This is a genomic window from Asticcacaulis sp., assembly GCF_035497195.1.
In the GTDB taxonomy this organism is placed as follows: domain Bacteria; phylum Pseudomonadota; class Alphaproteobacteria; order Caulobacterales; family Caulobacteraceae; genus Asticcacaulis.
The window spans coordinates 816,167-839,860 of record NZ_DATJDZ010000014.1 but is presented as its reverse complement, the minus strand read 5'-3'; the positions used below and the strand labels follow the sequence as shown (position 1 = coordinate 839,860).

Below are 23,694 nucleotides of genomic sequence, written 5' to 3'. Positions count from 1 at the left end.
GCCGCTCAGGCTCCCTGCCGTTTGCGGTTTTTGAGCGCGATCAGGTGCGGCACATTGCCAAGCGAGGCCAGCACATGGAAAGCCAGGCCTAAGTAGCCGCGCGCGTTGAGGCTGGCAAGGACCGCGCCATCCAGTCCGGCTAGCGCTTCACCGCTGATCGAAAACAGGTCGGGGATGTCATAGCCCGTGGCGTCGTCGATCCGGATATCGACCTTGACCGGCGCCAGAATGCCCGCCTCAAGCCAGGCGGCGAAAACAGCGTCATTGAGGCCCAAGCCGCCGTGAAGCGTGCGCAGGACCTGGAGATAACCCTCCAAAACCGGCGCATTGCCGCCGTGCGGCAGGAACAGGGGGGCACCTGCGCTACGGCTGAGGCGCGGATGGGCGGGATCGATCAGCATCATCGGCGCATCACCGTCAGTGCCCTCGCGGAAGCCCAGCAGGAAAGGCCCGCGATTCTGCCCCGCCGGCACATAGCGGGCGTTCCAGCCCTTACCATCAAGAAACAGGTTCTCGTCTCGGTCAAAACCGAGCAGGGCGATGGCGTAGAAGGCGCCTTCCTCGTCGCGGCGGAAGAAGATGGGATATTCGCGCTGGACCTCGGCAAACTCGTTCGGAAAGACCCGGACCTGGTTGACGGCATCCCCAAAGGCGGCGGAGTGGCCGGTAATGATGCGCAGGTCGTGATGCGCGACATTATCGAGAAGCACGGGCTTACTGTTTTCCATGATCGTCAGGTCCATATGCAGAAGCGTATCTTAAACGATAGCGGTTGGGCAATATTGCTTCAGGAAAGCATCGTGAGGCGTCATACTGGCAACGGAATGATCGACGGTCTGCTTCAATCCGTCAAACACCTGAGTCATTTCGTCCGGCTTCATGAACGCCCCCAGACGGTGCCATCCTTGCGGCTCAAGGCGTTGCCCAAGCATGACCTGCACCCACGAGTCCGTCCGGAACAATTCGCCCGGTCCCTGATAGGCCATACCGGACTCACGGAAAAGGTCTATACGCGCCTTCAAGGAGTCCGGGACGTCCATCTCCGCGTTTTCCGACCAGAACGTGGTGTCGGACCGCTGAGTCAGTTTGTAATGCAGAATAACAAAGTCCCGTGCGCCCTCGGCTTCCCGATCCGACATCTCGTTATAACGCTTCACCAGCGCATCAGTTATTCCAAAGAACGGAAAATTCTGGATGAGTTCCAAAACGGATTTTTGGAATAAATGAATGCTTGTGGACTCAAGCGGCTCGATAAAACCGCTGGAGAGGCCCATTGCCACGCAATTCTTATTCCAGATTTTCTTACGCTTTCCTGTTTTATATTTAATCACCCTGGGCGTGTTCGTCGTTGGCGCATCCAGACTTGCCGTCAGAAGCGCCTGCGCCTCATCGTCCGACATGTGCGCGCTGGAATAGACCAGGCCGTTGCCGACACGGCTCTGGAGCGGAATGCGCCAACGCCACCCGGCGGAATGAGCGACGACTTTCGTATTGGGGAAAAGCGGGCCGGCCGGATGCGTTTGCACCGCCAGGGCACGGTCCGTGCGTATCCAGTGGCTCCAATCGTCATAGCCGGTATGCAGGGTTTCTTCGATCAAAAGTCCCCGGAAGCCGGTGCAGTCGATGAACAGATCACCCGGAATCACCTCTCCGCTCGCCAGGGTCACTGAGGTTATGAAGCCCGTTTCGGCGTTTTGCTGCACGCTGACAATCTGACCTTCGTGGCGCTTTACGCCCGCCTCTTCACTCAGTTTGCGCAAGTATTTGCCATAGAGCACAGCATCCAGGTGATAGGCGTAATTGATGGGCAGGTTCTTATGGAGTTGAAATTTCCCGGCCTGCGCCGCTTTTGTTTCCAGGCTGTAATCATCCAGTGATCCGCCAAGCCCCTTGGAGCGGGCTTCCAGCCAGATATTGTAAAAATGCGCCATCCAGGGCGACTTGCCGAGCGTGCCGAAGGAGTGAAAATACCGGTCGCCCTCTCGCGCCCAGTTCTCGAAGTCGATCCCAAGTTTGAAGGTTGCGTTCGTCTCACGCATAAACGCCTGTTCGTCCACGCTGATGAGATGGTGAAACGCCCGTACCGTCGGAATCGTCGATTCACCGACCCCGACAATGCCGATGTCGGCCGATTCAATCAGTGTGATGTCAAGCACAGGACCGAGCAGACGCGATAAAGCGGCGGCGGCGCACCAGCCCGCCGTGCCGCCACCGGCGATCACTACCTTTTTTATGACCTGTGCATTCATCTGCCTGCCCTCTTAAATTCGTGTACTTTAGAAAAAAGGAAGGCCGCATTGTTATGCGGCCTTCCCCTCAAGTTAAACCGATAGCTGGTTTAGAACTTGTAACGCAGCCCCACATCGTAGCGTGTGTCAAGTTCCTGATACATGACAACATCGGTCGGCACGCGGATATATTGCACCACATGTTCCCGGTTGATGTTCAGGGCTTCGAACGTCAGCATGAGGTTCGGCCTGATTTCATAGTTCAGAGTCGCATCCCACTGACCGAAGGCCGCGACATAACGACCGCCGTTTTGCGAAGCATTGGCCTGGGCCAGATACTTATCGCGCCAGTTATAGACGATCCGGCCTTCGAAGCCGTACTTCTCATAGATACCCGTGATATTGTAGGTATTGCTGAGGCCTTCCAGGGCGAACTGGTTGTTGCCGGCGGCGGGTGAGGCACCATCATCCAAAGCCACATCGCCGTTAACCGTGGTCGCACTGGCGGCAATACCGAAGCCGGTGTCGCCGAAGAAGTGCTGGAGGGCGAACTCGAAACCGTCAATATTGGCCGTGTGGTTATTGATCGGTTGCGAATAGACGAAGTTCGCCAGAGGATCGGTGCTGTCGCTGACGACCTTCCAGTTGGGGTTGCCCCACAGATAGACCGAAAGCGCGTCCGTATCCGCAGACACATGGCCGTCGGGCGCGGTATTGCTGTTCCATTGCGCCAACGCCGTCGCCACATCCCCGCCGGCCTGATCGATGAGGATCGTCATGGCGGACAGGTTATTGGTGTTGGTGGAAGCGCCGATGCCCTGGAGCGCAGCGACCGCTGCGCCGGAGCGCGTGCCCGCCTTGCCGGAAGCCGGATCGGTCAGACCGAACAGAGTGGTAGTGGTCGTACCATTGCCAACGAAGTTTTGCACGGCCTTGCGGTAATAACCCAACGATACATAGCTGTTCTTACCGTAATACCATTCAGCCGAGACGTCGAAGTTTTCCGAGACCAGCGGCTTTAGAGCGGGATTGCCCGAAGAGGCCGTATAAATCGCGTTGTTATAGCTGGCGTCGCCCGGCGCGTTCACCCCGATTGTTGCATACATCGAGCTGTATTGCGGACGGGCATTTGTTACCGAGAATGACATACGACCAATGAAATCATCGGTGATGTTCATAGCCATATCGAGGCTGGGCAGCAGGTTGGAATAGTGGGATTTATAGTCGTAAGCCTGAATGTCCGTCCCCTGAACGACCGAGAAGTTGTTCTTCTGATCCCAGCGCAGGTTGGTCGGGGTATTCTGGTAGGCGGTAACCGTGACATCGGTGTTTTCATAGCGCACGCCGGCCAGAATTTTGACCGGACGACCGACAAGCTCAGCCTTCATGGAGAACTGCGCGTAGGCGGCCGTAACCTTTTCTTCAACGGCGTTGTGAGCAAAGCCGCTGGGGTTAGGCTTATTGGCCTTGGCGCCGCCGGAAGGCAGAACATTGGCGAAGTTGGCGTCGTCACCATAATAGGCTTTCAGGCCATTATAGGCGTCGACGGCGTTAAAGCGATAAGCCGTACCGTCAGCGGTGGGCATATCGACCGAAGTGAACTGGCAGGACAGGCAGAAAGTCTTGATGTCCTGAGTGCCATACTTCTGGATGTCGCCAGGGTTAAGGCCACCCCAGTCGCCAAACTGTGCCTGAAAGCTGTTAAAGTTTGATTCGTTGACATTCTTGTAAGCATCAAGACCGAAACTCAGCTTGCTGTTGTCATCAACCTGATAGGTGGCGTCAAACTTAGCCTGCTCAAGCTCGTCCGTCTGCTGCGAGAAGAACTGATTGCTATAACCCGAGGCGATCGAGGCGATGTCCTGCTTGCCGGTCACCGACTTGCTCGGATCGAGAACCACATGCTGAATCGGCGCCGCCAGTTCACCAAAGATGGTTGTGTTGGAGGCGACATAGGTCTGGGCCGCACTGACGGTATCCGACGACGAGCCATCCGGGTTGTTACCGCCCGAGCTGGCCTTGGACGCCGACAGATCGGCCGACAGGGTCCAGTTGTCGGTCGGATGCCACTTAACATTCAGGCCCGTCGACTGGATCGTCGATTCCACGGCGCGCAGTTCGTTTTCGTACCCCTGATCCTTGCCGGTCGGGATCGTGTCGGTAACCGAAATCGCCGACTTGACAATCGGGTTATCGTCAAACGTGATGGCCGCATAGGGGCTGCGCGAGAACCAGTTGGTCAGTTCGGAGCGGGCTTCCTGCGCCTCGGTGTGGGTATAGAAGCTGTTGGCCGTGACGGTCAGGTCCTCGGTCGGATTCCAGCGCAGAGTGACGGCGGCATTGGAGCGCTTCAGCGAATTTTCGGCATAGGTCAGACGGCTGTCCGTCGGCACCGCGATCAACTGATTCATGTCGGTCGGCGCGTTGGTGATGTTTGCCGCCGCAGGCGCCTGGCCGGTCGTCAGCCAGGTTGCGTAGGTCTGGACATTCCAGGAATTGACGGTGTCCGAACGCGTCGAGCCGGTTTTTTCCTGATAGGAGCCAAACAGGGCGACGCCGAAATTGCTGCTGTCATTGGTCCACTGATAGGCGCCGGAGATTTCAGGCGTGACGGACTTCTTGTCCAGAACCGTACCGAGGCCCGGATTGTCGGTGGTCAACGCTTTGACCGTGAAGCTGCCCTTCGAGCCACTATGGAGAAGCGGCTGCAGGGTGGCGATATTGATCGTGGCGCCGATGCCGCCGGAATTGAGGTCGGCACGGCCGGTCTTGTAGACCTGAACAGCCGACACGCCGTCCGATGCGATATTGCTGAAATCGAACGCGCGGGTGTTGCCCTGGTTACCGTCAGCGCCTTGACCGCCGCCGATGACGCCGATGGTCGAGGCCGGCATGATGCGACCGTCGACGGTCGTCATGTTATAGCCGGGACCGAAGCCGCGAACGGTGACCTGCTGGCCTTCGCCGTTGACGCGGTTGATCGACACGCCGGTGACGCGTTGCAGCGAGTCGGCCAGGTTGGTGTCCGGGTACTTGCCGACGTCTTCCGCCGAAATACCGTCGACAACGCCGTCGGCGTTCTTTTTGATGTTCATCGAGCGTTGCAGCGAACCGCGGATGCCGGTGACGACAATAACCGTCGAATCGTCCGTGGCCGTGGCCGTGGCTGGCGCGGCGTCTTGCGCGAACGAAGGCGCGGCGATCGCACAAATGGCCAGCGTCGAAACGCCGCCCAGGAATGCGGTGCGCAACAGACTGCCTGCGCGCTTACCTTGTACTCTACTCGTCATATTGTATCCTCCCAACGTGATTTATTTTATGATCGATATGCCCGCCGCCGGTCACATGCCCCCTCCCGCAAAGGGTCTAAAGACAAGCCAGATAACAGACACATTTCTCCGCTCCGCGACAGCCATCAATCAGCCGCCTCGGTGAAGCCCCAAACGGGCATTGCGCGGCAGGGCATTCGCCCCATCCATGCGCAATTTCCCAACACTATGATACCGGATAGTCCGACAACGTTGTCAGGATTAATTCCGTATCACAGAATTTTTATATGGCACAAGCCGTAATGGTGAATTCCGGCGTCTCTTCTCCAATTTTATTATTACCCGCGCGCCCTGTTCATCAGACCCGCATCGTCCACTTGTTTGCTTTACAACTCAGGCTTTCCCGATCGAAAAGATTATGGAACGTTAGCGGTAACACCACGCCCTACACCCGTCAATTATGGAAAAAGCCTGTGGCTCGTTTTTATGGATGATTTGCAATTTTGCAACAATGTGGGCATGGAAATCGCATTCACAGCCCTTAATTGTAATATTAATGCAGCTTTTATAATATAATTATTGCGCATTTCAGACGCAAATTGCCTCATATCCGAATCGTTGACCGCACGCCTCCATACCCATTACTTGTCGCAGAGCCTTTCCCCTTATTATATTATGTATTATGTTTAAAGGCTATCAGCCTTTAAACTGCCTTGCGATTGGCTGCTGATAAATTTCAGGGGGAGAAACTGCCGTGCGTATTCTGTTGATATCTGCCCTGCTGGCGTTGGCTTTGCCAGCACACGCCATGCCGCCTAAAGTTCACGTTCTGATCATCGATGGCGTCAACAATCACGACTGGGCGCAGACCACGCCGGTGCTGGCCGGTCTGCTGGAAGACAGCGGCCGTTTCGAGGTCGAGGTATCAACCACGCCGCCGCGCGGAGCCTCCCCCGACGCCTGGGCTGGCTGGCACCCCAATTTCCGGCACTACGATGTGGTGATCAGCAATTTCAACGGCGGCGATCACGGCAAGGATGTCGTTATGTGGCCGAAGGCCGTCGAGGCGGATTTCGAATCCTATGTGAAGAACGGCGGCGGCTTCGTCAGCTATCACGCCGCCAATAACGCCTTTCCTGGCTGGATCGCCTATGAGGAGATGGTTGGCCTGCTGTGGCGGTCCAATACCTTCGGCCCCGGCGTAGTCTTCGATGATAAAGGTCAAAAGCAGATCATCGAGACCGGCGCCGGCCTCAATCCGAACCACCCGAAGCGCTACGACTTTAATCTCGCCATCGCCAACCGCACGCACCCGATCACCCGCGGCCTGCCCACCACCATCGCCCTGCAATCCGAGCAACTGACCTATGGCCAGCACGGCCTGGAGACCGTGGTGCGCGGCGACGCCCTCACCTTCCTGACCTATGCCTGGTGCGAAAGCGTCAAGCGCAACGAACCGCTGGACTGGGTGCGCGATTATGGCAAGGGCCGGGTTTATGTCACCCAACTGGGCCACACCTGGCACGACGAGCCTTCGCCGGACCTCGCCAATGCCGGCTTCCGCACGCTGTTCCTGCGCGGTGTCGAATGGGCGGCCACCGGCAAGGTCACCCTGCCGCTCCAAAGGGGATATACGGCGCCATGAAGATTTCCCGCCGCGCCCTGCTGGCCACCTCCGCCATGGCCACCCTTGTCTTTGGCCAATCCGCCGAAGCTAAGTCCCGGATCACCACCGATATCGACTGGCCGGCCTTTCTGGCGCGGCACGATCTGGTGTGGAAACGCCTGCCGAAAATCTGGGGCGAGGCGCCCTTCCTCGGTAATGGCAAGCTCGCGCTGAGTGTCATGCTGGCCGAAGACGGCAGCCTGCGTTTCGCCGTCGATAATACAGACTGGTATGATCGCCGCGACGATAGCTGGGGATGGCCGGCCTATAGTCGCAGCCGCTATCAGGCCGGGGCGTTTCATCTGGTCACACCGAGCAAGATCACCGGCTGCGACCTGCGGCTATCGCTCCACGACGCCGAACTCAGCGGCATTATTACCACCGAAACCGGCGCACTTACGCTTAGCACCTTTGTGGCCGCCGATATCGACATCATCGCCATCGAAGTCTCCGGCGCGCATCGCTGGGAGTGGCGACCAGCTGAGGCCGTCTCGACACGGCCACCGGTAAGAACCGAGGCCGATCTCGCCGCCTACAAAAAGAACTATGGCCATGAAGGGCGTATCTGGGTCGATAATCCGCCGGGCGAACGGCAGGACGCTGATGGCCTCAACGGCTACGTCCAGCCCCTGCTGGCCGGCGGCGGCCTGGCGACCGTCTGGCGAGAAACAAACGACGCGCTGATTATCGGCAGTGCCGTCTCCTTCCCCGACAGCGGCGCGCTGGAAGCCGCCCGCGCGACGGTGCGTCAGGCCGATGTCCCTGCCCTGCGAAGCCGCCACCGCGCCTGGTGGCGCAGCTATTATCCGCGCAGTTTCGTCACCCTGCCGGATACGCAACTGGAGAGCTATTACTGGATCCAGATGTACAAATACGGCTGCATCGCGCGGCCGGACGGCGGCATCATCGATACCCACGGCCCTTGGCTGCAAAAATCCGGCTGGCCCTATATCACCTGGAACATGAACAGCCAGGTCAGCTACTACGCCCTGCAACCGGCCAACCGCCTCGATATGGGCAATGGCCTCTATAACGCCCTCGACCGCAATGCCGAAACCCTGCGGCGCAATGCCCAAGTGGAAGGCGATGTCGCCATCATGGGCCACTGTTCGCAGCAGGACATGGCCTGTCCGCTCGATATCGACATCCGCTATGCCCGCGAATGGGGCAATCTGCTCTGGGTCTGTCATAACTACTGGCTGCAATACCGCTTCTCGATGGATGAGGTCATGCTGCGCGACCGGCTGTTCCCGCTGCTGCGCCGGGCCGTCAATTTATACCTGCCACACCTGATCGAGGGCGCGGATGGGCATCTGCACCTGCCGGTGACCTATTCGCCGGAAATCGGTGAAAGCGCCGACTGCAATTACGATCTCGCCCTGTTGAAATGGGCGTGCGGCGCGCTGCTGACCGCCGCCGGCCGCCTGAAAATCGATGATCCGCTGACGGCGAAATGGCAGGATATGGTGACGCGGCTCGTTCCCTATCCCAGCGATGAAAATGGCTATCGCGTCGGCGCCGGCCTGACCTCCGGCGCGCATCGCCATTTCTCGCACTTGATGATGATCTACCCGCTCTACAGCGTGAATCGCGATCAGACCGACACCTTGCCACTGGCGATGAAATCGACCGAGCACTGGCTGAATGGCGCCATCGCTGAAAAACAGGCAGCGGGCTTCACCTATGCGGTCGGCGCTTCGTTCTATGCCGCCTTCGGGCGTGGCGATGACGCCCTGACCACATTGAAAGCTCTGTTCGTGCGCCGCGAAGGCATTGGCCGTATCTTCCCCAACACCATGTATGCCGAAAGCGGCCAGAATATCGAAACGCCCCTGGCGGCGGCGCAATCGCTGAACGACATGCTGATCCAGAGCTGGGGCGGCGTGATCCGCGTCTTCCCGGCCATGCCATCCAGCTGGGCCGATGCGGCCTTCCATGACATGCGGGCGGAAGGCGCCTTCGAGGTCAGCGCCGTGCGCAAAGGTGGCCTGACGCAGTGGCTGCGCGTGAAAAGCCTGGCGGGTGAACCCTGCATTGTCGAATGGCCGGGAGACGCGCCGCAGGTTCATGGCACGCAGGCGACCCCGCTTGGCAAGGATCGCTACCGGCTCGATCTCCAGGCCAGCGAAGAAGCCATACTGGCGATCAAGGGCGTGAAAACCTTCACCATCGCACCGCTTACCGCGAAAACCGATGCCATGAACAGCTTCGGATTACCGGCCTGAGCCTTATCCCTCCCCGTGGAAGAAGTCGTGGATTTTCTGCGCCAGGGCGGCGCTGATGCCTTCGATCTTCATCAGCTCATCGACCGTGGCGCGGCCGACCTCACGCCCGGAACCGAAGGCCGCCAGCAGGGCGCGCTTCTTGCGCGGGCCGATGCCCTCGATCTCGTCGAGCGGATTCTTGGTGATGGCGGCGTCACGTTTCTGGCGATTGGCGCCGATGGCGTAACGGTGGGCCTCGTCGCGCAGGCGCTGCAAATAATAGAGCACCGGCGATTTCGGCTCCATCATGAAGGGCAACCGCCCTGGCATGAAAAAGCGCTCCATGCCGGCGTCGCGGTCCGGCCCCTTGGCCACGCCGACGATCGGAATATCCTCCAGCCCCAGGTCTTTCATGACCGCCAGCACGGCATCGAGCTGCCCCTGCCCGCCATCGACCAGCACGAGATCGGGCCGGCCGAAATTCTTCTCCCCTTCCGGCAGGTCTTTTTCCTTGATCAGCCGCATGAAACGCCGGCGGAAAACCTCGGCCATCATGGCGTAGTCATCGCCCGGCTTGCTATCGAGATCGCGGATGGTGAACTTGCGGTACTGGCCTTTCAGGAAGCCTTCCGGCCCGGCCACCACCATGCCGCCGACCGCGTGGGTGCCGCCGAGGTGCGAGTTGTCGTAGACCTCGATGCGCACCGGCGGCGCCTCCAGCCCGAAGGCCTCACACACGCCCTGCAGCAATTTCGACTGCGCGCCGCTTTCGGCCAGCCGACGGCCGAGCGCGGCGCGGGCATTATTGAGCGCGTGCTGCACCACCTCGCACTTGTCGCCGCGCTGCGGCCGCAACACCTGCACCTTGCGTTCCGCCTTTAGCGACAAGGCTTCCATCATCAGTTCGGGCTCATGCAGGTCGTGCGACACCAGGATCAGGCGCGGCACCGGCCGGTCCTGGTAAAACTGCCCCAGAAAGGCATCGAGAATGGCGCCGGCGTCGTCTTCCTGATCAACGCGCGGGAAATAGGCGCGGTCGCCCCAGTTCTGGCCGGCGCGATAGAAGACGCTCTGGACGCAGGCCGATCCGCCTTCGTTGAAGACGGCGAAAACATCAGCCTCTTCCTCGCGCAAATCGACCGACGACGACATCGACACATGGTTCAGCGCCCGCACCCGGTCGCGCAGATGGGCGGCGCGCTCGAAATCCATATCGTCCGAGGCCTGCATCATCTCCTTCGACAGGCGCTCGATCACCGAGCGGCTCTTGCCCTTGAGGAAATCATGCGCCTGCCGGGCGAGATCGCTGTAATCGGCCAGGCTGATCACGCCGGTGCACGGCGCGCTGCACCGCTTGATCTGGTGCAACATGCAGGGCCGGGTGCGCGAAGCATAAACGCTGTCGGTGCAGGTGCGCAGCAGGAAGGCTTTCTGCAAAGTATCCAGCGTGCGATTGACCGCCTGGGTCGAGGCGAACGGACCGTAATAGTCACCGGGAATCGAATGTGCGCCACGATGCTTGGTGATCTGCGGCGCTTCGTGATCCTTGCGCACCAGGATTTCGGCGAACATCTTGTCGTCGCGCAGCAGCACATTGTAGCGCGGCTTGAGCGCCTTGATCAGCCGCGCTTCGAGCAGTAGCGCCTCGCCCTCGGTATCGGTGCGCAGCAGCACCATTTCGCGGGTCAGGGCCACCATGCGGGCGATGCGCTGGGTATGGAAGCGGCCTTGCGCATATTGCAGCACGCGCTTTTTCAGCGACTTCGCCTTGCCGACATAGAGCACTTCGCCATCGACGCCCAGCATCCGGTAAACGCCCGGCTTATCCGGCGCCAGGGCGGCCTCACGCCGGATCAGGGCAGACCCGATCAGCGGGGCTTCCGCCGGTGTTTCGGGAAAGCCCTGCGGCGTTTCTATGATGATTTCTGGATTTTCGGCTTCGGGGGTCATTGGACGCTTTACTTAGCATGAATCGCGATTTGTATATGGGAAGGCTGTCACAAATTCCCACGCGGGATTGTCAGCAGACGAGACGCTCCGCACAAAATAAAGCCCCCTTCCCTGAAACAATCTTTCATCACGGCTCCGTGATTGTGATTTGGCGGATGTCAGTCAATGCCCTATAGGGAGGGACTTCCCGCCAACCGTTTCGAGTGTTCATGACGCCCGCCGCCACCCCGACGCCTGCGCCGAAATCGCGTGAAATCCGCGCCCTGACGGGTCTGCGCGGCATCGCGGCCCTGTATGTGGTCTTCTTCCACGCCAACGGCCTGCACGCTTTTCCATCATTAGTGCGCCCCTTCGTCAGCCACGGCTACATTGCGGTCGACCTGTTCTTCATTCTGAGCGGATTCGTCATGGCCATGACCTATGGCGGCCTGTTTGAGAACGGCTTCAACTTCAATAATTTCAAGAAGTTCCTGCTGCTGCGTCTGGCGCGCATCTATCCGCTCTATATCCTGATGACGGTGATCACCGCCGTTATGATCACCACGGTTCTCAGCGGCACCTATCATTTCGACGACAATGTGCTGCGCGCCCTGCCCTATAATCTCACCATGAGCCACGTCTGGGGGCTGGCCTATTCGATCGTGCCGCCATCGTGGTCGATCAGCACCGAATGGGCGGCCTACCTGCTGTTTCCGGTCAGCATTTTCGTCGCCATGTGGCTGCCGCGCCGTTATGCCCTGCTGGGCGTGGTGGCGGCTTTCGGCATCCTCATATCGGTCGCCTACGGCCCGCAATGGCTGACGCATCACGCCCATAAGGGCATCGGCAAGCTCGATGTGGTTCACTCCTATGCGCCCGGCACCACCCTGCGCTGCCTGGCTGGGTTCTACATCGGCCTCGTCGCCTTCCGCTTCAGGGATCTCGTGCCGTCGCGCGCCGCCGGGATATGCCTGCCGCTGGCGCTGCTCCTGTTGTGTTACAAGTCGAATGATGTCTGGCTGGTCGCCGTCTTCGCCGGCCTGATCATGAGCCTGAGCCATGATGAAGGCGTGATCGCCCGCCTGCTGCAAAGCCGGATCGCCTACTGGCTGGGCCTGGTGTCCTTCGCACTCTATCTCGTGCATGACCTGGTGCAGAAGATCATCTTGAAATCGTTCCCGGCGTGGGGCATTGATCTTGGCCTGTCGAAAATGACCTGGGTGTTCGTGTCGGTCGCTATATCGCTCGGCATCGCGGCCCTGGCCCATTATTACTATGAAAAGCCGTCCCGCGTCTGGGCGCGCAACCTGATCAAGGCGCTGGAAAGCCGCACACCGGTCTTCAGCCGCGCCACCTATGCCAAGGTCGTCAGTTATGTGCGTTCGGTCGCCATTCGCCCCACCACGCCTGCAGAATAACACATAATACTGTCGCGGCAGGCCGGCCTGATGAGTCGAAACGTAGTTCGGCGCAGCCAAAGGCGTTAGCTTTTGAGCACCTGACGCGACGTGTACTTTGGTACACGAGCTAAGGCGCGCAAAAAGATGACGGCTTGCAGACCATCGGGGCGAGCTACCAAACAGGATCGGCGGGAAAGCCCATCAGCGCTTCCTGAATCCGCCGCAATGACCCTTCGTTGATATTTTCCGGCAGGGCATCAAGCGCGAAGAAACCGACATTCTTGATCTCGGCATGTGAGGTCATCGGCACGTCTTCGTAGGTATCGACACGAAACAGCAGGACGTGATCCCCCGGAAAGAATTGTTCATTGCTGTGAACGGACAACAGCTTCGGCAGTTCCAGCGGATGGACCCCGGCCTCCTCACGCAGTTCACGCGCCACGGCGTCGTGCGCCGTTTCTCCGGCATCGACGCCACCGCCCGGCAGCCACCAGCCTTCGAGATAGGTGTGCTCGATCAGCAGCACCTCACCTTTCGGATTGACCACCAGTCCGCGCACACCAAGCGTCTTGCCCCGCGTCGCCCGCGAATAGGCGAAGAACAGCGGGCGCGAATAGGGTTCTACAACTCTTTTCCAGTCTTCCATGAACACAGAATGGCGGGATTATCCGGCCGGCGCAAGACGGCGGGGTGACGTTGCGGTATTAAATATAGGTCATCTGTTCGTGATTAAACGTGAACGGATCGCGCTTGCCTCTTGTCTCGTCTGCGCAAGACGGTTATCAAAAAAACATTCAGTTTGCGGAGTCTTTCCATGCTCGCCATTTCCATCCTCGGTCTGTTCCTCGTTTTCATGGCCGTCATGAACATCATCGACTTCGGCCGCGTTGACTAAAACAGCTTTAGTCACCGGCGCCGCCAAGCGGATCGGCCGCGCCATCGCCATCACCCTGGCCAAGGCTGGCTATAATATCGGCGTCCATTACGGCCAGTCGCGTGATGATGCCCTGGCGCTCGTCAGCGAACTTGAAACGCTGGGGGTTCACGCGCACGCCATTCAGGGCGATCTCAGCGACGTGGCCAATGTCGCCGGCGTGATCGACAAGGCCCGCGTGGCGCTCGGCCCGCTCGATGTGCTGGTCAATAACGCCTCCGTATTTGCCGACGACCGCGCCCGCAGCCTGACCATTGAGAGCTGGCAGACGCATATGGACACCAATCTTCTGGCGCCCGTTCTGCTGTCTCAGGCCTTTGCCGCACAAGGCGATATCCGCCCCGGCGCCTCGATCATCAATATGATCGACCAGCGGGTGCTCAAACCCTCCCCCCCGTTTTTCAGCTACAGCATGTCCAAGGCCGGCCTGTGGCACGCCACGCGCACCCTCGCACAGGCATTGGCGCCGCATATTCGCGTCAATGCCGTCGGCCCCGGCCCGACCCTGCGCTCTATCCACCAGAGCGAAAAGGATTTCGAGCGCGAGGCCCGATCCACCCTGCTGCAAAAGCCGACCTCGCCGGAGGAAGTGGCGGCGGCGGTGATCTATCTGCTTAATGCACCCAGCGTTACCGGCCAGATGATCTGCGTCGACAGCGGCCAGCATCTGAACTGGAAAACGCTGGATATGTTTGATCTTTAATGATCCTCCCCTGCTTGCGGGGGAGGTGTCGAGCAAGCGAAGCGCGTCGAGACGGAGGGGGCTTTGCCGATCATCAACGCCGTTTGGCATTGCCCATCATGCCGCGCACCAGACTACCCATAATCGCGATGCCGACGGACCGGATGATCGGCACGGCCACAGAAGTCACGGCCTTCATGGTCTGTTGCTGCGCCTTTTCCTTGGCCTTCTGCTCGGCCAGACGTTCGCGCTCTTCAAGCTTTGCCTGTTGCGCCGCGGCCCTGGCCGCTTCTTTTTCAGCGGCGGAAGGCGGCGGGGGTGGCGCAGAGGCCTGGATAGCCGCAATCTTGGCGCTCAGGATTTCATAAGCCGACTCCCGATCCTTCACCGCATCATAGACACCGGCGACCGGTGATTTCGCCATGATGTCGGCGCGTTCCGCATCCGTCGCCGGTCCCATGCGCGAGGCCGGCGGACGGATCATCGTGCGGTCGCAGATATTCGGGATGCCCTTGGGATCGAGCAGCGACACCAGCGCCTCGCCGGTGCCCAGTTGCTGGAGCACATCGATGGTCTTGAAGGCCGGATTTTCGCGGAAGGAATCCGCCGCCGCCTTCAGGCCCTTCTGCTCCGAGGGCGTATAGGCGCGCAGGGCGTGCTGCACCCGGTTGCCGAGCTGGCCCAGCACCGTATCGGGGATATCGGCCGGGTTCTGCGTGATGAAATAGATGCCAACGCCCTTGGACCGGATCAGGCGCACCACCTGTTCGATCTTTTGCAACAAGGCCGGTGAGGCTTCGTTGAACAGCAGGTGTGCTTCATCGAAGAAGAACACGAGACGTGGCTTTTCCGGATCGCCAACTTCCGGCAACTCCTCGAACAGCTCCGACATCAGCCACAGCAGGAAGGTCGAATAGAGCTTCGGATTCTGCATCAGGCGATCGGACGTCAGGATATTGACATAGCCCTTGCCGGCGATATTGGTGCGCATCAGGTCTTCGAGGCGCAGGGCCGGTTCGCCGAAAAAGTTGACCGCGCCCTGGTTTTCCAGGGTCAGCAGATTGCGCAGAATAGTAGCCACCGTCGTCGGCGATACCTGTCCATAGGTCTGGCTGAGGTCTTTGGCATTGTCCGAAATATGGTTGAGCATGGCGCGCAGGTCATTGAGATCGAGCAGCAGCAGGCCATCCTTGTCAGCGACAGCGAAGGCGATATTGAGCACGCCTTCCTGCACGTCGTTCAGTTCGAGCAGGCGCGCCAGCAACAGCGGTCCCATCTCTGAAATGGTGGCACGGATCGGGTGCCCCTTCTGGCCGTAGAGGTCCCAGAAGATGACCGGCGCCGCCGCCGGCTGGAGATCAAGCCCCATCGATTTGGCGCGTTCCAGCAGTTTGTCGTTCGGCGCGCCGGGCTGCGAAATGCCCGACAGGTCGCCCTTGATATCGGCGGCGAAAACCGGCACCCCGGCGTCGGAAAAGGCCTGCGCCAAAATCTGGAGCGTGATCGTCTTGCCCGTGCCGGTGGCGCCGGCCACGATACCGTGGCGGTTGGCCCGGCCGTAAAGCAGAATTTCAGGCGCTGTGGCCTGTCCGACAAAAGCACCCGTAGAGTCCGCCATGAGTCTGCTCCTTGAAATCTGTGATCTGTTCTAGCCCGCTGTCGCCGGCTTCGCCAGATGCTGCGTCAGCCAACCGCGTAAAAAACGCTGCACCGGCATTTCAAAATAGCGATGGCTCAGCCAGGCCAGCCCCATAGCCACCGCAAAGAAGGCCAGGAAAACCAGGGGGGAGCCGAAAAACATCGCCCTTGCCGCAAAGGGCCAGTGGGCCAGCACCATCATGACGGCCAGTTGCAGCGGGAAATGCAGCAGGTAGATGGAATAGCTGATATCGCCGATCCATGACCAGCGGTGCAGAGTCTCGCGTCCCAGAAGCGGCGTTTTCCAGCGGTCCTGCATCAGGCCGAGCGCCAGAAGCGTCAGGGGCAGAAGCACATAAAGAAAGGTGTCAATGCTCAGCAACCGCGACAGGATATCGCTCTGCGGGACGGCCGGCGGCACAATCCCGCCACGCACATAGCTCAGCGCCCACAGGCAGGGCAGCGCCACCGCCAGTCCCGTCAGGATGCGCCGCCGCCACGTCACGCGGTCCGGCTGACGCAGGCGCCGCACGGCATAAAAGACCAGCCCGCCAAGGAAAAAATTCGGTGCGCCACGGGCGAAGTCATTGATCTCCATCAGGTGGGATACCCTGTAGAGATGGCCGGCAAGAAACAGGGCGATCAGGATCGGGATGGTGTTCGCGCGGAAATAGCAGACAATGAAAAAGACGATGTAGAGAAACATCTCCACCGAAATTGACCACGCCGGCCCGTTAAACATCTGCGGCGCATTGATCGTCCATTGCTGCACCACGAAAAGATTGAGCAGGAAATTGCCCAATGTATTGTGCGGGTAGATGAAATCGGCGCCGTACAGATAACGAAAAACAGGCTGCGCCACAGCGACGAAAATCAGCGTCACGAAATAGAGCGGATATAGCCGGGCGAAACGCGCGATGAAGAAGCTTTTAGCGCCGGTGCGGTGGCTCGATACGGCTTCGCCATAAAGCCAGAAAAACACATAGCCGGAGATCGAAAAGAACAGTTCGACGAAGAACTGGCCATAGAGATAGACCGGCAGCAGGATGGTGTGAAACGGCAGATGGTCGTAATCGAAGCCCGCCGCATCGCTGATCAGCAGGAAATGCTTGTAGTGAAACATCACAACGATAATCGCCGCCACACCACGCAGGATATCCAGCTCGTAAAAGCGGGCTTCGCGGGGATGCAGGGGGGCGGCGGCTGACAAGGCGGCTTTAGGTCTGGCGTTCGACGCTATAGACGGCGAGGTTTTCCAGGGCATTCCGCCACGGTCCCGGCTCGAAAATACCAAGGGCGGCCCGCGCCCGATCGGCATAGGCACACGCCACCTCGCGGGCGTCCGCCAACGCACCGGACGATACCATCAGGGCCTGCGCGTGACTGAAATCACCGTCCTTTTGCTCACGGCGGGCGATGGTGCGCTCCCAGAAGGCGGCGTCACTGGCGCGCGTCGCCTGCATGGCCAGGATCAGCGGCAGGGTGGACTTGCCCTCGGCGAAATCATCACCGGCGTTCTTGCCGAGATCAGCGGCCGCGCCCTGATAATCGAGGATATCGTCCTGAATCTGGAAGGCGAGGCCCAGGTTCATGCCGTAGTTGCGCAGGGCAGCGATTTTCTCTTCCGGCGCGCCGGAAGCGACCGCGCCGCTCTCCGAAGCCGCCGCGAAAAGCGCCGCCGTCTTCGACGAGATGATCTCGATATAGTCGGCCTGACTGAGATTGAGGTCGAAGGCCTTCATCAGTTGCAGCACCTCGCCCTGGGTGATGACCGCCGAGGCTTTCGACAGGATATCAAGCGCGCGCAGGGAGCCGGTTTCGACCATCAGCTCAAAGGCGCGGGCGAACAGGAAATCCCCCACCAGCACGGAAGACGGCGCGCCCCAGATCAGGTGCGCGGCCACCTTGCCGCGGCGCAGTTGCGAGGAATCGACGACATCATCGTGCAGCAGGGTAGCGGTATGGATGAATTCGACCGCGGCCGACAGATTGTGGTGATGCGTATTGGTCGTGCCGCACAAACGCGCCGCCGCCACGCACAAAAGCGGGCGCAGGCGTTTGCCGCCGGCGGCGATCAGATGCGCGGCGAGCGCGGGGATAACCGCCACTTCCGACTGCATCCGTTCGGTGATCAGGGCGTTGATATCGGCCATGTCCGGATCGCACAGGCTGACCAGCGCCCTGACATCGGCTTTCGCCGTGTCCTGAACCGCTTCCAGCGCGGGGCGCACAGTGTCGATATTGGCCGAATCCAAAGTGGCTACTCCTGAACTTTAACCTTTAGGCCATAAACCGCCTTGACGGCACAGGCAATGGGCCGCGATACTATTTAGTCACTTAACTTGTGACAGTTTGCGGCATTATCGCCGGAAAACTATCAGGAAACGATCAGGAACATGACCGGGGAAATGCCCCTTGCCCCTCCACATTCTGCCACAAGCGTGACATCCCCGCATCTATTGGGCCCGCATCTATTAGGCCAGCATCTGTTGGGCACGCATCTGTTGGGGGGGCGCGTCAAAGTGATGCAGCCGCAGAAGGGCTATCGCATCGGCATGGATGGCGCCCTGCTGGCGGCGGCCTGCGCCAGCCTGCCGAAGGTGAAGCGTGCGCTGGAACTGGGCTGCGGCGCCGGCGGCGCGCTGTTGTCGCTCAAAAGCCGCTGCCCATCGCTGGACCTGACCGGCATCGAGCGCGAACCGGACTATGCCGCACTGGCGTGGGAGAATATCCGGCTGAATAACTTTACCGATATGCAGGTGATCGAGGGCGATATTGGCACGGGCTACAAAACCCTCTTATCCTCCCCATTTCTCAAATGGGGAGGTGGCAGCGCGAAGCCCGAAGGGCTGGTGTCGCTGACGGAGGGGGCAAAACCACCGCCACAGCGCTTCGATCTCGTCTTCTCCAACCCGCCCTATTTCGACGATCCGGACACCCTGCGCGCCCCGCACGAGGCCAAACGCCCGGCCTGGATCGCCGACGACGGCCTGGAAGCCTGGCTCGATTTCGCGCAAGCCGCCGTGGTCGATAACGGCCATATCGTCTTTATCCATCGCGCCGACCGGCTGGCGGATATCCTCGGCGGCCTGTCGAAAAAATGCGGATCGTTCGTGGTGCGGCCTGTCCTGCCCTTCGCCGACAAGGACGCCAAGCGGGTTATTGTCAAAGCGCAAAGACTGGGGAAAGCGCCGCTGCGACTGCTCCCGCCGCTGATCCTGCACGATAATGGCGAACGCAAGCATACCCCGGAAGTAGAAGCTATTTTGCGTGGGGAAGCGGGATTGAACTGGTAAGCTGTTTCGCACCGGCCATACTCAAATGCTGGCCATTGAAGTATAGCACACCGGCTTTTCCATCATAGACATGGCAGCGGGTCGCATCACACAATACATCCGATGGTCTCAAAACCGCCAGTTCATGGCTTCGCGCGAAGGCATCCAGTTCGGCGATGGCCGGGCCGTTATCACGCTCGAACTGCGCCCGGCTCATCCCAACGCCTAGCGGATCGCGTCCTAGCCGCATCGCCAGCCCGACCTGTGACGGCGGGTCGAAGTCGTAGACCGGCACCGGATAGACCAGCACGACCTGTTTACCGGCCGCTTTCAGTTCAAGGGCGCTCAGTTCCAGTCCGCTCAGCATGGCCGCGCTGTTTTCATCCGCATAGCGACGGTAATCGGCGACCAGAACAACCGTCGTGATCCGCCGGTCGGTCTTGAGATGCAGCAGCATATCGGCATTATGATCGCGGCAGGCGCGATTATAAGCGATGGTGAAACCGACGCTTGGCGGGCAAGCCGAAGCCGTAATCTGGCGCACCGCCACGCCTTGATCCGCCAGCGCCCTCGCCAGTTCCACGCCTTCGCTGTCGCCCCAGACGGCAACCGAGGCGGCGGCTCCCCCCAGGACACAGGTATCGCGGTACTCCCGGCGGACATTCTGCGCCAGATGGCAGCGCTTGCGGTCCGGGCTGAAATCCTCGCTGGCGGCGAAGGCGGCCTGTTCGGCGGCATTGAAGCGCTGAGGCAAACCCCTGGCGTTGAAGATCAGCAAGGCGGAGACAATCGATACCGCCATCGCCCCGCCGACCAGAAACCAAAGCCGGCGCGGGCGTTTTTCGAGAAACGGCTGTTCGATATAGCGCCGCGACAGGGCGGCCAGCACGAAGGCCGCGATTACTACCGGCACGGCCAGCCAGATCGAGTCCCCGAACAGGAGACGGGAAAAAACCAGCAGCGGCCAATGCCACAGGTAGAGCGAATAGGAGATATCGCCGGTCCAGACCAGAGGCGGCGCGCTGACCAGTTTGTTGCCCCAGCCATTCGCGGTCAGCAACAGCAGCGCCGCGCCCAGGCAGGGCGGCAGGGCATACAGGCCAGGAAACGGCACGCGGTCATTGAGCAAAATCAGGCTGGCGATCAGAAGACCGACGCCCAACAGTGACAGAAGCCGTTTGGTCTTGTCGCTCAGGGAAAAGCGTCCTTGCGCCCAGACAGTCAACGCACCGATCAGCAGTTCAAAGGCGCGGGTCGTCGGCAGGTAAAAAGCCGCTTCCGGGCGGCTCGTTACTTGCGCCGCGATCAGTGACACGACCGCCAGACCCGCCAGAATCGGCCACAGAAAACGCCGGGCGAATTTTCGCAAACCCAGCAGGATCAGCGGAAAGACGAGATAAAACTGTTCTTCGACGCCGAGCGACCAGCTGTGCAGCAAGGGTTTCAGGCTGGCCGTGGCGTCAAAATAATCCGCCAGCCGCGCGAAGGCGAAATTTGACAGGAACAAGGTGGTGAAAAACTGGCTGTAAACGAGTTCGCTGAGCAGCTTCGGGGGCAGGATGATCAGTCCGACGACCAGCGTAAAGGCCAGCACCGCATAGAGCGCCGGAAACAGCCGCCGCACGCGCCGCTGATAGAAATCACGCAAACGAAAACTTCCCGCTTCCATGTCGCGCAACAGGATTTGCGTGATCAGATAGCCGGAAATGACGAAGAAGATATCGACGCCGGCAAACCCGCCCGGCAAGGCGCTACGGCTGATATGGAACAGCACCACCGCCAGCACGGCGATGCCGCGAAGCCCCTGAATATCAGCGCGTTTATGTTCGGAAAACGTAGCCCTCATCCCGCAGGCTTAACATGGCCAGAAGCTCAGGCAAACGCCCCCCGCCCTCAAGTGGCTGAATAAGCATCGCCCGCGCTCGTTACGGTATCAGTCCCGCACCGGCCTTGACCATATCCCCCAAACCAAAACCCTTTTTCTTCTTTTTCTTGCCATCCGCAGGTTGCGCGCTGTCATCACCGCTGTTGGCGCCCATCATACCAGCCATGTCCTGACCGAGCATCCCGCCCGTTGCCGTGCGATAACGCACCTTGGTTTCCCACTGGATATTCCACGGCGTCTTCATATCAGCCGGACGCGGCGGATAAACGAAATTGGCCTCGCCCCCATAGGCGGTAATGCCATAGATCGCGCCCTGGACAGCTTTTCCAACCTCGGCCGGCACGGTGCAGGTGGTGGTATCGCCCGGCAGCAGCGCCTTGTTGCCCAGCAGGCGGTCGATATCATTGGCCGTGAGGTAGTCCGGCGCCATGCCCATCCAGCCGGTCTGGATCTGCGCCGAGGTCCACATCACCACGACCGTCTCGCCATTTTCCTGGCCGCCGCCCATCGCGGTGGCGACTACGCCTTTCGCACCGGGGATAGCCGTCCAGGTCAGCCGCGTGGCGCCGGAGGCATCGGTCGTATTGCCGGTGACATCGATCGGGTCCATGAAATCCTGGGTCTGCGACAGGGTGAAATCGATCTGCGGGCTGTAATTGCCCTTCACCGTATGCGCGCCGATCAGGGAGCCTTTGACATCCTTCGTGCTTTTGCTGTTCGGCCATTCGCCATAGGATTTGAAAGTCGTCGGCGACGGCGGCCGCACCGTATCGAGCGTGACCGGTTTGAACATCGACAGCGCCATGGTCTGGCGCTGCGCCGGATCGGTAATTTTCGCCAGATCGATCACCAGCGGCTGACCGGCCGGCGCGTGCTGGCCGCAGCCCCAGAAGATCAGTATCTTGCCCTTGGGCGTTTCATGATCACCGGTTTCGCCCGACGCATAATCATGCTTTACCGGCTTACCGGGCTGATAATAGAGCGGCAGGTCATTGCCGGCGCTCAAGCCCGCCGGCGGCAGGTGGTCGGCCGTCGCCTCGCCGCTGGCGGCCTGTGTTGAGCCGAGCCGCAGATAGAGGCTGTGATGAACATTACTGCCACCGCCCATCATCCCCATGATTGAACTCATGGAGGGCTTGCCGGCTCCCATCGTCATGCCGCTGGTGGTGGCCGTATCGACCCAATATTCCGCCACCGGACCGGTCACAACCTGTTTGGCCTGTGTTGTGGTCACGGCCTTTTTTGGCGTGGCGGCATTAACAGGCACAAGCACCAGACCGGCGCCCGCGACAACACACACGACTGACAGACGCTTTACAATACGCATAGCCACCTCCGCGCCGACCGGCATTTCCAATTCGCAATATGAGAGAATTACTGCAAACTGGATACGCCAGATTGGCGCGGCTGGCAATCTGGAAGAACGGCGTTAGACGAGCGAGCCCAGAAGCGCCCGTTCAAAACCTTTTGTGTCTTCACCACGGCCGGCGCGGATTTTTTCCACCCATTGCGGATCGGCCAGCAGGGCGCGGCCGACGGCCACCAGATCGAACTCACCGGCATCGAGACGCTTGAGCAGGCCATCGATCGAAGCGGGATGCGACACCTCGCCGCCAAAACCGGCAATGAATTCGCCCGAAAGGCCGACTGAACCGACCGTGATGGTCGGCACGCCGGTAATCTTCTTGGCCCAGCCGGCGAAATTGAGATCGCTGCCGTCAAATTCCGGCTCCCAGAAACGACGTTGCGAGCAATGCAGGATATCGACGCCGGCCTCGACCAGCGGTTTCAGCCACGCTTCCATCTCGGCTGGTGTGGCGGCAAGCTTGTTATCGAAGGCGCCAGACTTCCATTGCGACAGGCGCAGGATGATCGGGAAATCCGGGCCGACCGCCGCGCGCGCCGCTTTCACGACCTCGGTGGCGAACAGGTTGCGTTCGGCGATGGTGGCGCCGCCCCACTTGTCGCTACGCTTATTGGTCTGGTTCCAGAAGAATTCGTCGATCAGATAGCCATGCGCGCCGTGCAGTTCGATGGCGTCAAAACCGATACGCCTGGCGTCACCCGCCGCGCGTCCGAAGGCGGCAATGGCGTCGGAGATATCAGCTTCCGACATCGGCGCGCCAATGATTGCGCCATCAAGCCCAAGCCCCGAAGGCGAATCCATCGGGGTCGGGCGATAGTCCGGATTGTTGCCGAAGGCCGCACCTGTGTGCCAGATCTGCGGCGCGATCTTGCCGCCCTTGGCATGAACGGCCTGAACCACCCTGGTCCAGCCATCCAGCGCTTCCCCGTAAATATTGGGGATATTGGCCTCGTTCTTCGAGGCCGGGCGCTCAATCACCGTGCCCTCGGTCAGGATCAGACCGACATTGCCCTCGGCGCGGCGCTCGTAATAGTCAGCCACCGCCTGGTTGGGGATGCCACCGGGTGAAAAATTGCGCGTCATCGGCGCCATGACCACGCGGTTTTGCAGGGTCAGGTTTTTCAGCGTGAAGGGCGAGAACAGGGTATCGAGGGACATGCAGCGGCTCCGATGAATTGCATCTGTCGCTGATATAGTTACGGTATGTTGCAGTGCAAG

Annotated in this window: 16 protein-coding genes; 5 read left to right on the top strand and 11 right to left on the bottom strand. The window is 60.0% G+C overall.

Translation table 11 applies throughout. The features are described from left to right. Positions 1-5: 5 nt before the first annotated feature. The 3 genes from VL130_RS07995 to VL130_RS07985 form a co-directional block, all read right to left on the bottom strand. Entirely contained in the window at positions 6-728 is a 723-nt protein-coding gene (locus VL130_RS07995) for a SapC family protein (protein WP_325362240.1), read from the bottom strand. Positions 729-758: 30 nt separating this feature from the next. Continuing rightward, positions 759-2,249, bottom strand: coding sequence for a tryptophan halogenase family protein (locus VL130_RS07990; RefSeq protein ID WP_325362239.1), 1,491 nt, complete (start codon positions 2,247-2,249; stop codon positions 759-761). 89 nt (positions 2,250-2,338) lie between these two features. Continuing rightward, positions 2,339-5,479, bottom strand: coding sequence for a TonB-dependent receptor (locus tag VL130_RS07985; protein ID WP_325362237.1), 3,141 nt, complete (start codon positions 5,477-5,479; stop codon positions 2,339-2,341). Between the two features lie 772 nt (positions 5,480-6,251). Between VL130_RS07985 and VL130_RS07980 the strand changes: the two genes are divergently transcribed. Next, positions 6,252-7,142 carry a ThuA domain-containing protein gene (locus VL130_RS07980; RefSeq protein ID WP_325362236.1) on the top strand — a complete coding sequence of 297 codons (891 nt, stop codon included), beginning with the start codon at positions 6,252-6,254 and terminating at the stop codon, positions 7,140-7,142. Next, on the top strand, positions 7,139-9,388 hold the full coding sequence (locus VL130_RS07975) for a glycosyl hydrolase family 95 catalytic domain-containing protein (protein ID WP_325362235.1): 2,250 nt from the start codon (positions 7,139-7,141) through the stop codon (positions 9,386-9,388). Before VL130_RS07980 ends, VL130_RS07975 begins: the two co-directional genes overlap by 4 nt. Positions 9,389-9,391: 3 nt before the next feature. Here the strand turns inward: VL130_RS07975 and uvrC are convergent, their stop codons facing one another. Beyond that, positions 9,392-11,317, bottom strand: coding sequence for an excinuclease ABC subunit UvrC (uvrC, locus tag VL130_RS07970; RefSeq protein ID WP_325362234.1), 1,926 nt, complete (start codon positions 11,315-11,317; stop codon positions 9,392-9,394). Between the two features lie 209 nt (positions 11,318-11,526). On the opposite strand from uvrC, the gene VL130_RS07965 reads away from it, so the two are divergent. Further along, positions 11,527-12,714: an acyltransferase gene (locus tag VL130_RS07965; protein ID WP_325362233.1), complete on the top strand. Its 1,188-nt coding sequence runs from the start codon at positions 11,527-11,529 to the stop codon at positions 12,712-12,714. Positions 12,715-12,868: 154 nt separating this feature from the next. On the opposite strand, the gene VL130_RS07960 is transcribed toward VL130_RS07965, so the two are convergent. Then, complete coding sequence (locus VL130_RS07960) at positions 12,869-13,342, bottom strand: NUDIX domain-containing protein (protein ID WP_325362232.1); 474 nt, start codon at positions 13,340-13,342, stop codon at positions 12,869-12,871. Between the two features lie 241 nt (positions 13,343-13,583). On the opposite strand from VL130_RS07960, the gene VL130_RS07955 reads away from it, so the two are divergent. Continuing rightward, positions 13,584-14,333, top strand: a complete 750-nt coding sequence (locus VL130_RS07955; protein WP_325362231.1) for an SDR family oxidoreductase — start codon at positions 13,584-13,586, stop codon at positions 14,331-14,333. A 73-nt stretch (positions 14,334-14,406) separates the two neighbouring features. On the opposite strand, the gene VL130_RS07950 is transcribed toward VL130_RS07955, so the two are convergent. The 3 genes from VL130_RS07950 to VL130_RS07940 are packed head-to-tail and all read right to left on the bottom strand — an operon-like array spanning position 14,407 to position 18,205. After that, positions 14,407-15,930: a helicase HerA-like domain-containing protein gene (locus tag VL130_RS07950; RefSeq protein WP_325362230.1), complete on the bottom strand. Its 1,524-nt coding sequence runs from the start codon at positions 15,928-15,930 to the stop codon at positions 14,407-14,409. 30 nt (positions 15,931-15,960) lie between these two features. Next, entirely contained in the window at positions 15,961-17,214 is a 1,254-nt protein-coding gene (locus VL130_RS07945; RefSeq protein WP_325362229.1) for an acyltransferase, read from the bottom strand. Beyond that, positions 17,168-18,205: a polyprenyl synthetase family protein gene (locus VL130_RS07940; RefSeq protein ID WP_325362228.1), complete on the bottom strand. Its 1,038-nt coding sequence runs from the start codon at positions 18,203-18,205 to the stop codon at positions 17,168-17,170. Before VL130_RS07940 ends, VL130_RS07945 begins: the two co-directional genes overlap by 47 nt. A gap of 270 nt (positions 18,206-18,475) precedes the next feature. Here VL130_RS07940 and VL130_RS07935 point away from each other — a divergent pair, with 270 nt between their 5' ends. Continuing rightward, positions 18,476-19,246, top strand: coding sequence for a methyltransferase (locus VL130_RS07935; protein WP_325362392.1), 771 nt, complete (start codon positions 18,476-18,478; stop codon positions 19,244-19,246). On the opposite strand, the gene VL130_RS07930 is transcribed toward VL130_RS07935, so the two are convergent. From VL130_RS07930 to VL130_RS07920, 3 genes are all read right to left on the bottom strand, one after another. Next, a complete protein-coding gene (locus VL130_RS07930; RefSeq protein WP_325362227.1) occupies positions 19,212-21,071 on the bottom strand; it encodes an acyltransferase family protein in 1,860 nt (619 codons plus the stop codon). The two genes, VL130_RS07935 and VL130_RS07930, sit on opposite strands and share 35 nt — an antisense overlap. 79 nt (positions 21,072-21,150) lie before the next feature. Beyond that, a complete protein-coding gene (locus VL130_RS07925; protein WP_325362226.1) occupies positions 21,151-22,437 on the bottom strand; it encodes a hypothetical protein in 1,287 nt (428 codons plus the stop codon). Between the two features lie 102 nt (positions 22,438-22,539). Continuing rightward, entirely contained in the window at positions 22,540-23,634 is a 1,095-nt protein-coding gene (locus VL130_RS07920) for an NADH:flavin oxidoreductase (RefSeq protein WP_325362225.1), read from the bottom strand. Positions 23,635-23,694: the final 60 nt, after the last annotated feature.

What these genes read in the sequence shown, in the direction of transcription:
- VL130_RS07950 (WP_325362230.1), bottom strand. Translation starts at nt 15,930, where the DNA reads ATGGCGGACTCTACGGGTGCTTTTGTCGGACAGGCCACAGCGCCTGAA.
- VL130_RS07965 (WP_325362233.1), top strand. Translation starts at nt 11,527, where the DNA reads ATGACGCCCGCCGCCACCCCGACGCCTGCGCCGAAATCGCGTGAAATC.
- VL130_RS07990 (WP_325362239.1), bottom strand. Translation starts at nt 2,249, where the DNA reads ATGAATGCACAGGTCATAAAAAAGGTAGTGATCGCCGGTGGCGGCACG.
- VL130_RS07975 (WP_325362235.1), top strand. Translation starts at nt 7,139, where the DNA reads ATGAAGATTTCCCGCCGCGCCCTGCTGGCCACCTCCGCCATGGCCACC.
- uvrC (WP_325362234.1), bottom strand. Translation starts at nt 11,317, where the DNA reads ATGACCCCCGAAGCCGAAAATCCAGAAATCATCATAGAAACGCCGCAG.
- VL130_RS07960 (WP_325362232.1), bottom strand. Translation starts at nt 13,342, where the DNA reads ATGGAAGACTGGAAAAGAGTTGTAGAACCCTATTCGCGCCCGCTGTTC.
- VL130_RS07995 (WP_325362240.1), bottom strand. Translation starts at nt 728, where the DNA reads ATGGAAAACAGTAAGCCCGTGCTTCTCGATAATGTCGCGCATCACGAC.
- VL130_RS07930 (WP_325362227.1), bottom strand. Translation starts at nt 21,071, where the DNA reads ATGAGGGCTACGTTTTCCGAACATAAACGCGCTGATATTCAGGGGCTT.
- VL130_RS07925 (WP_325362226.1), bottom strand. Translation starts at nt 22,437, where the DNA reads ATGCGTATTGTAAAGCGTCTGTCAGTCGTGTGTGTTGTCGCGGGCGCC.
- VL130_RS07920 (WP_325362225.1), bottom strand. Translation starts at nt 23,634, where the DNA reads ATGTCCCTCGATACCCTGTTCTCGCCCTTCACGCTGAAAAACCTGACC.
- VL130_RS07945 (WP_325362229.1), bottom strand. Translation starts at nt 17,214, where the DNA reads ATGCCCTGGAAAACCTCGCCGTCTATAGCGTCGAACGCCAGACCTAAA.
- VL130_RS07935 (WP_325362392.1), top strand. Translation starts at nt 18,476, where the DNA reads ATGCAGCCGCAGAAGGGCTATCGCATCGGCATGGATGGCGCCCTGCTG.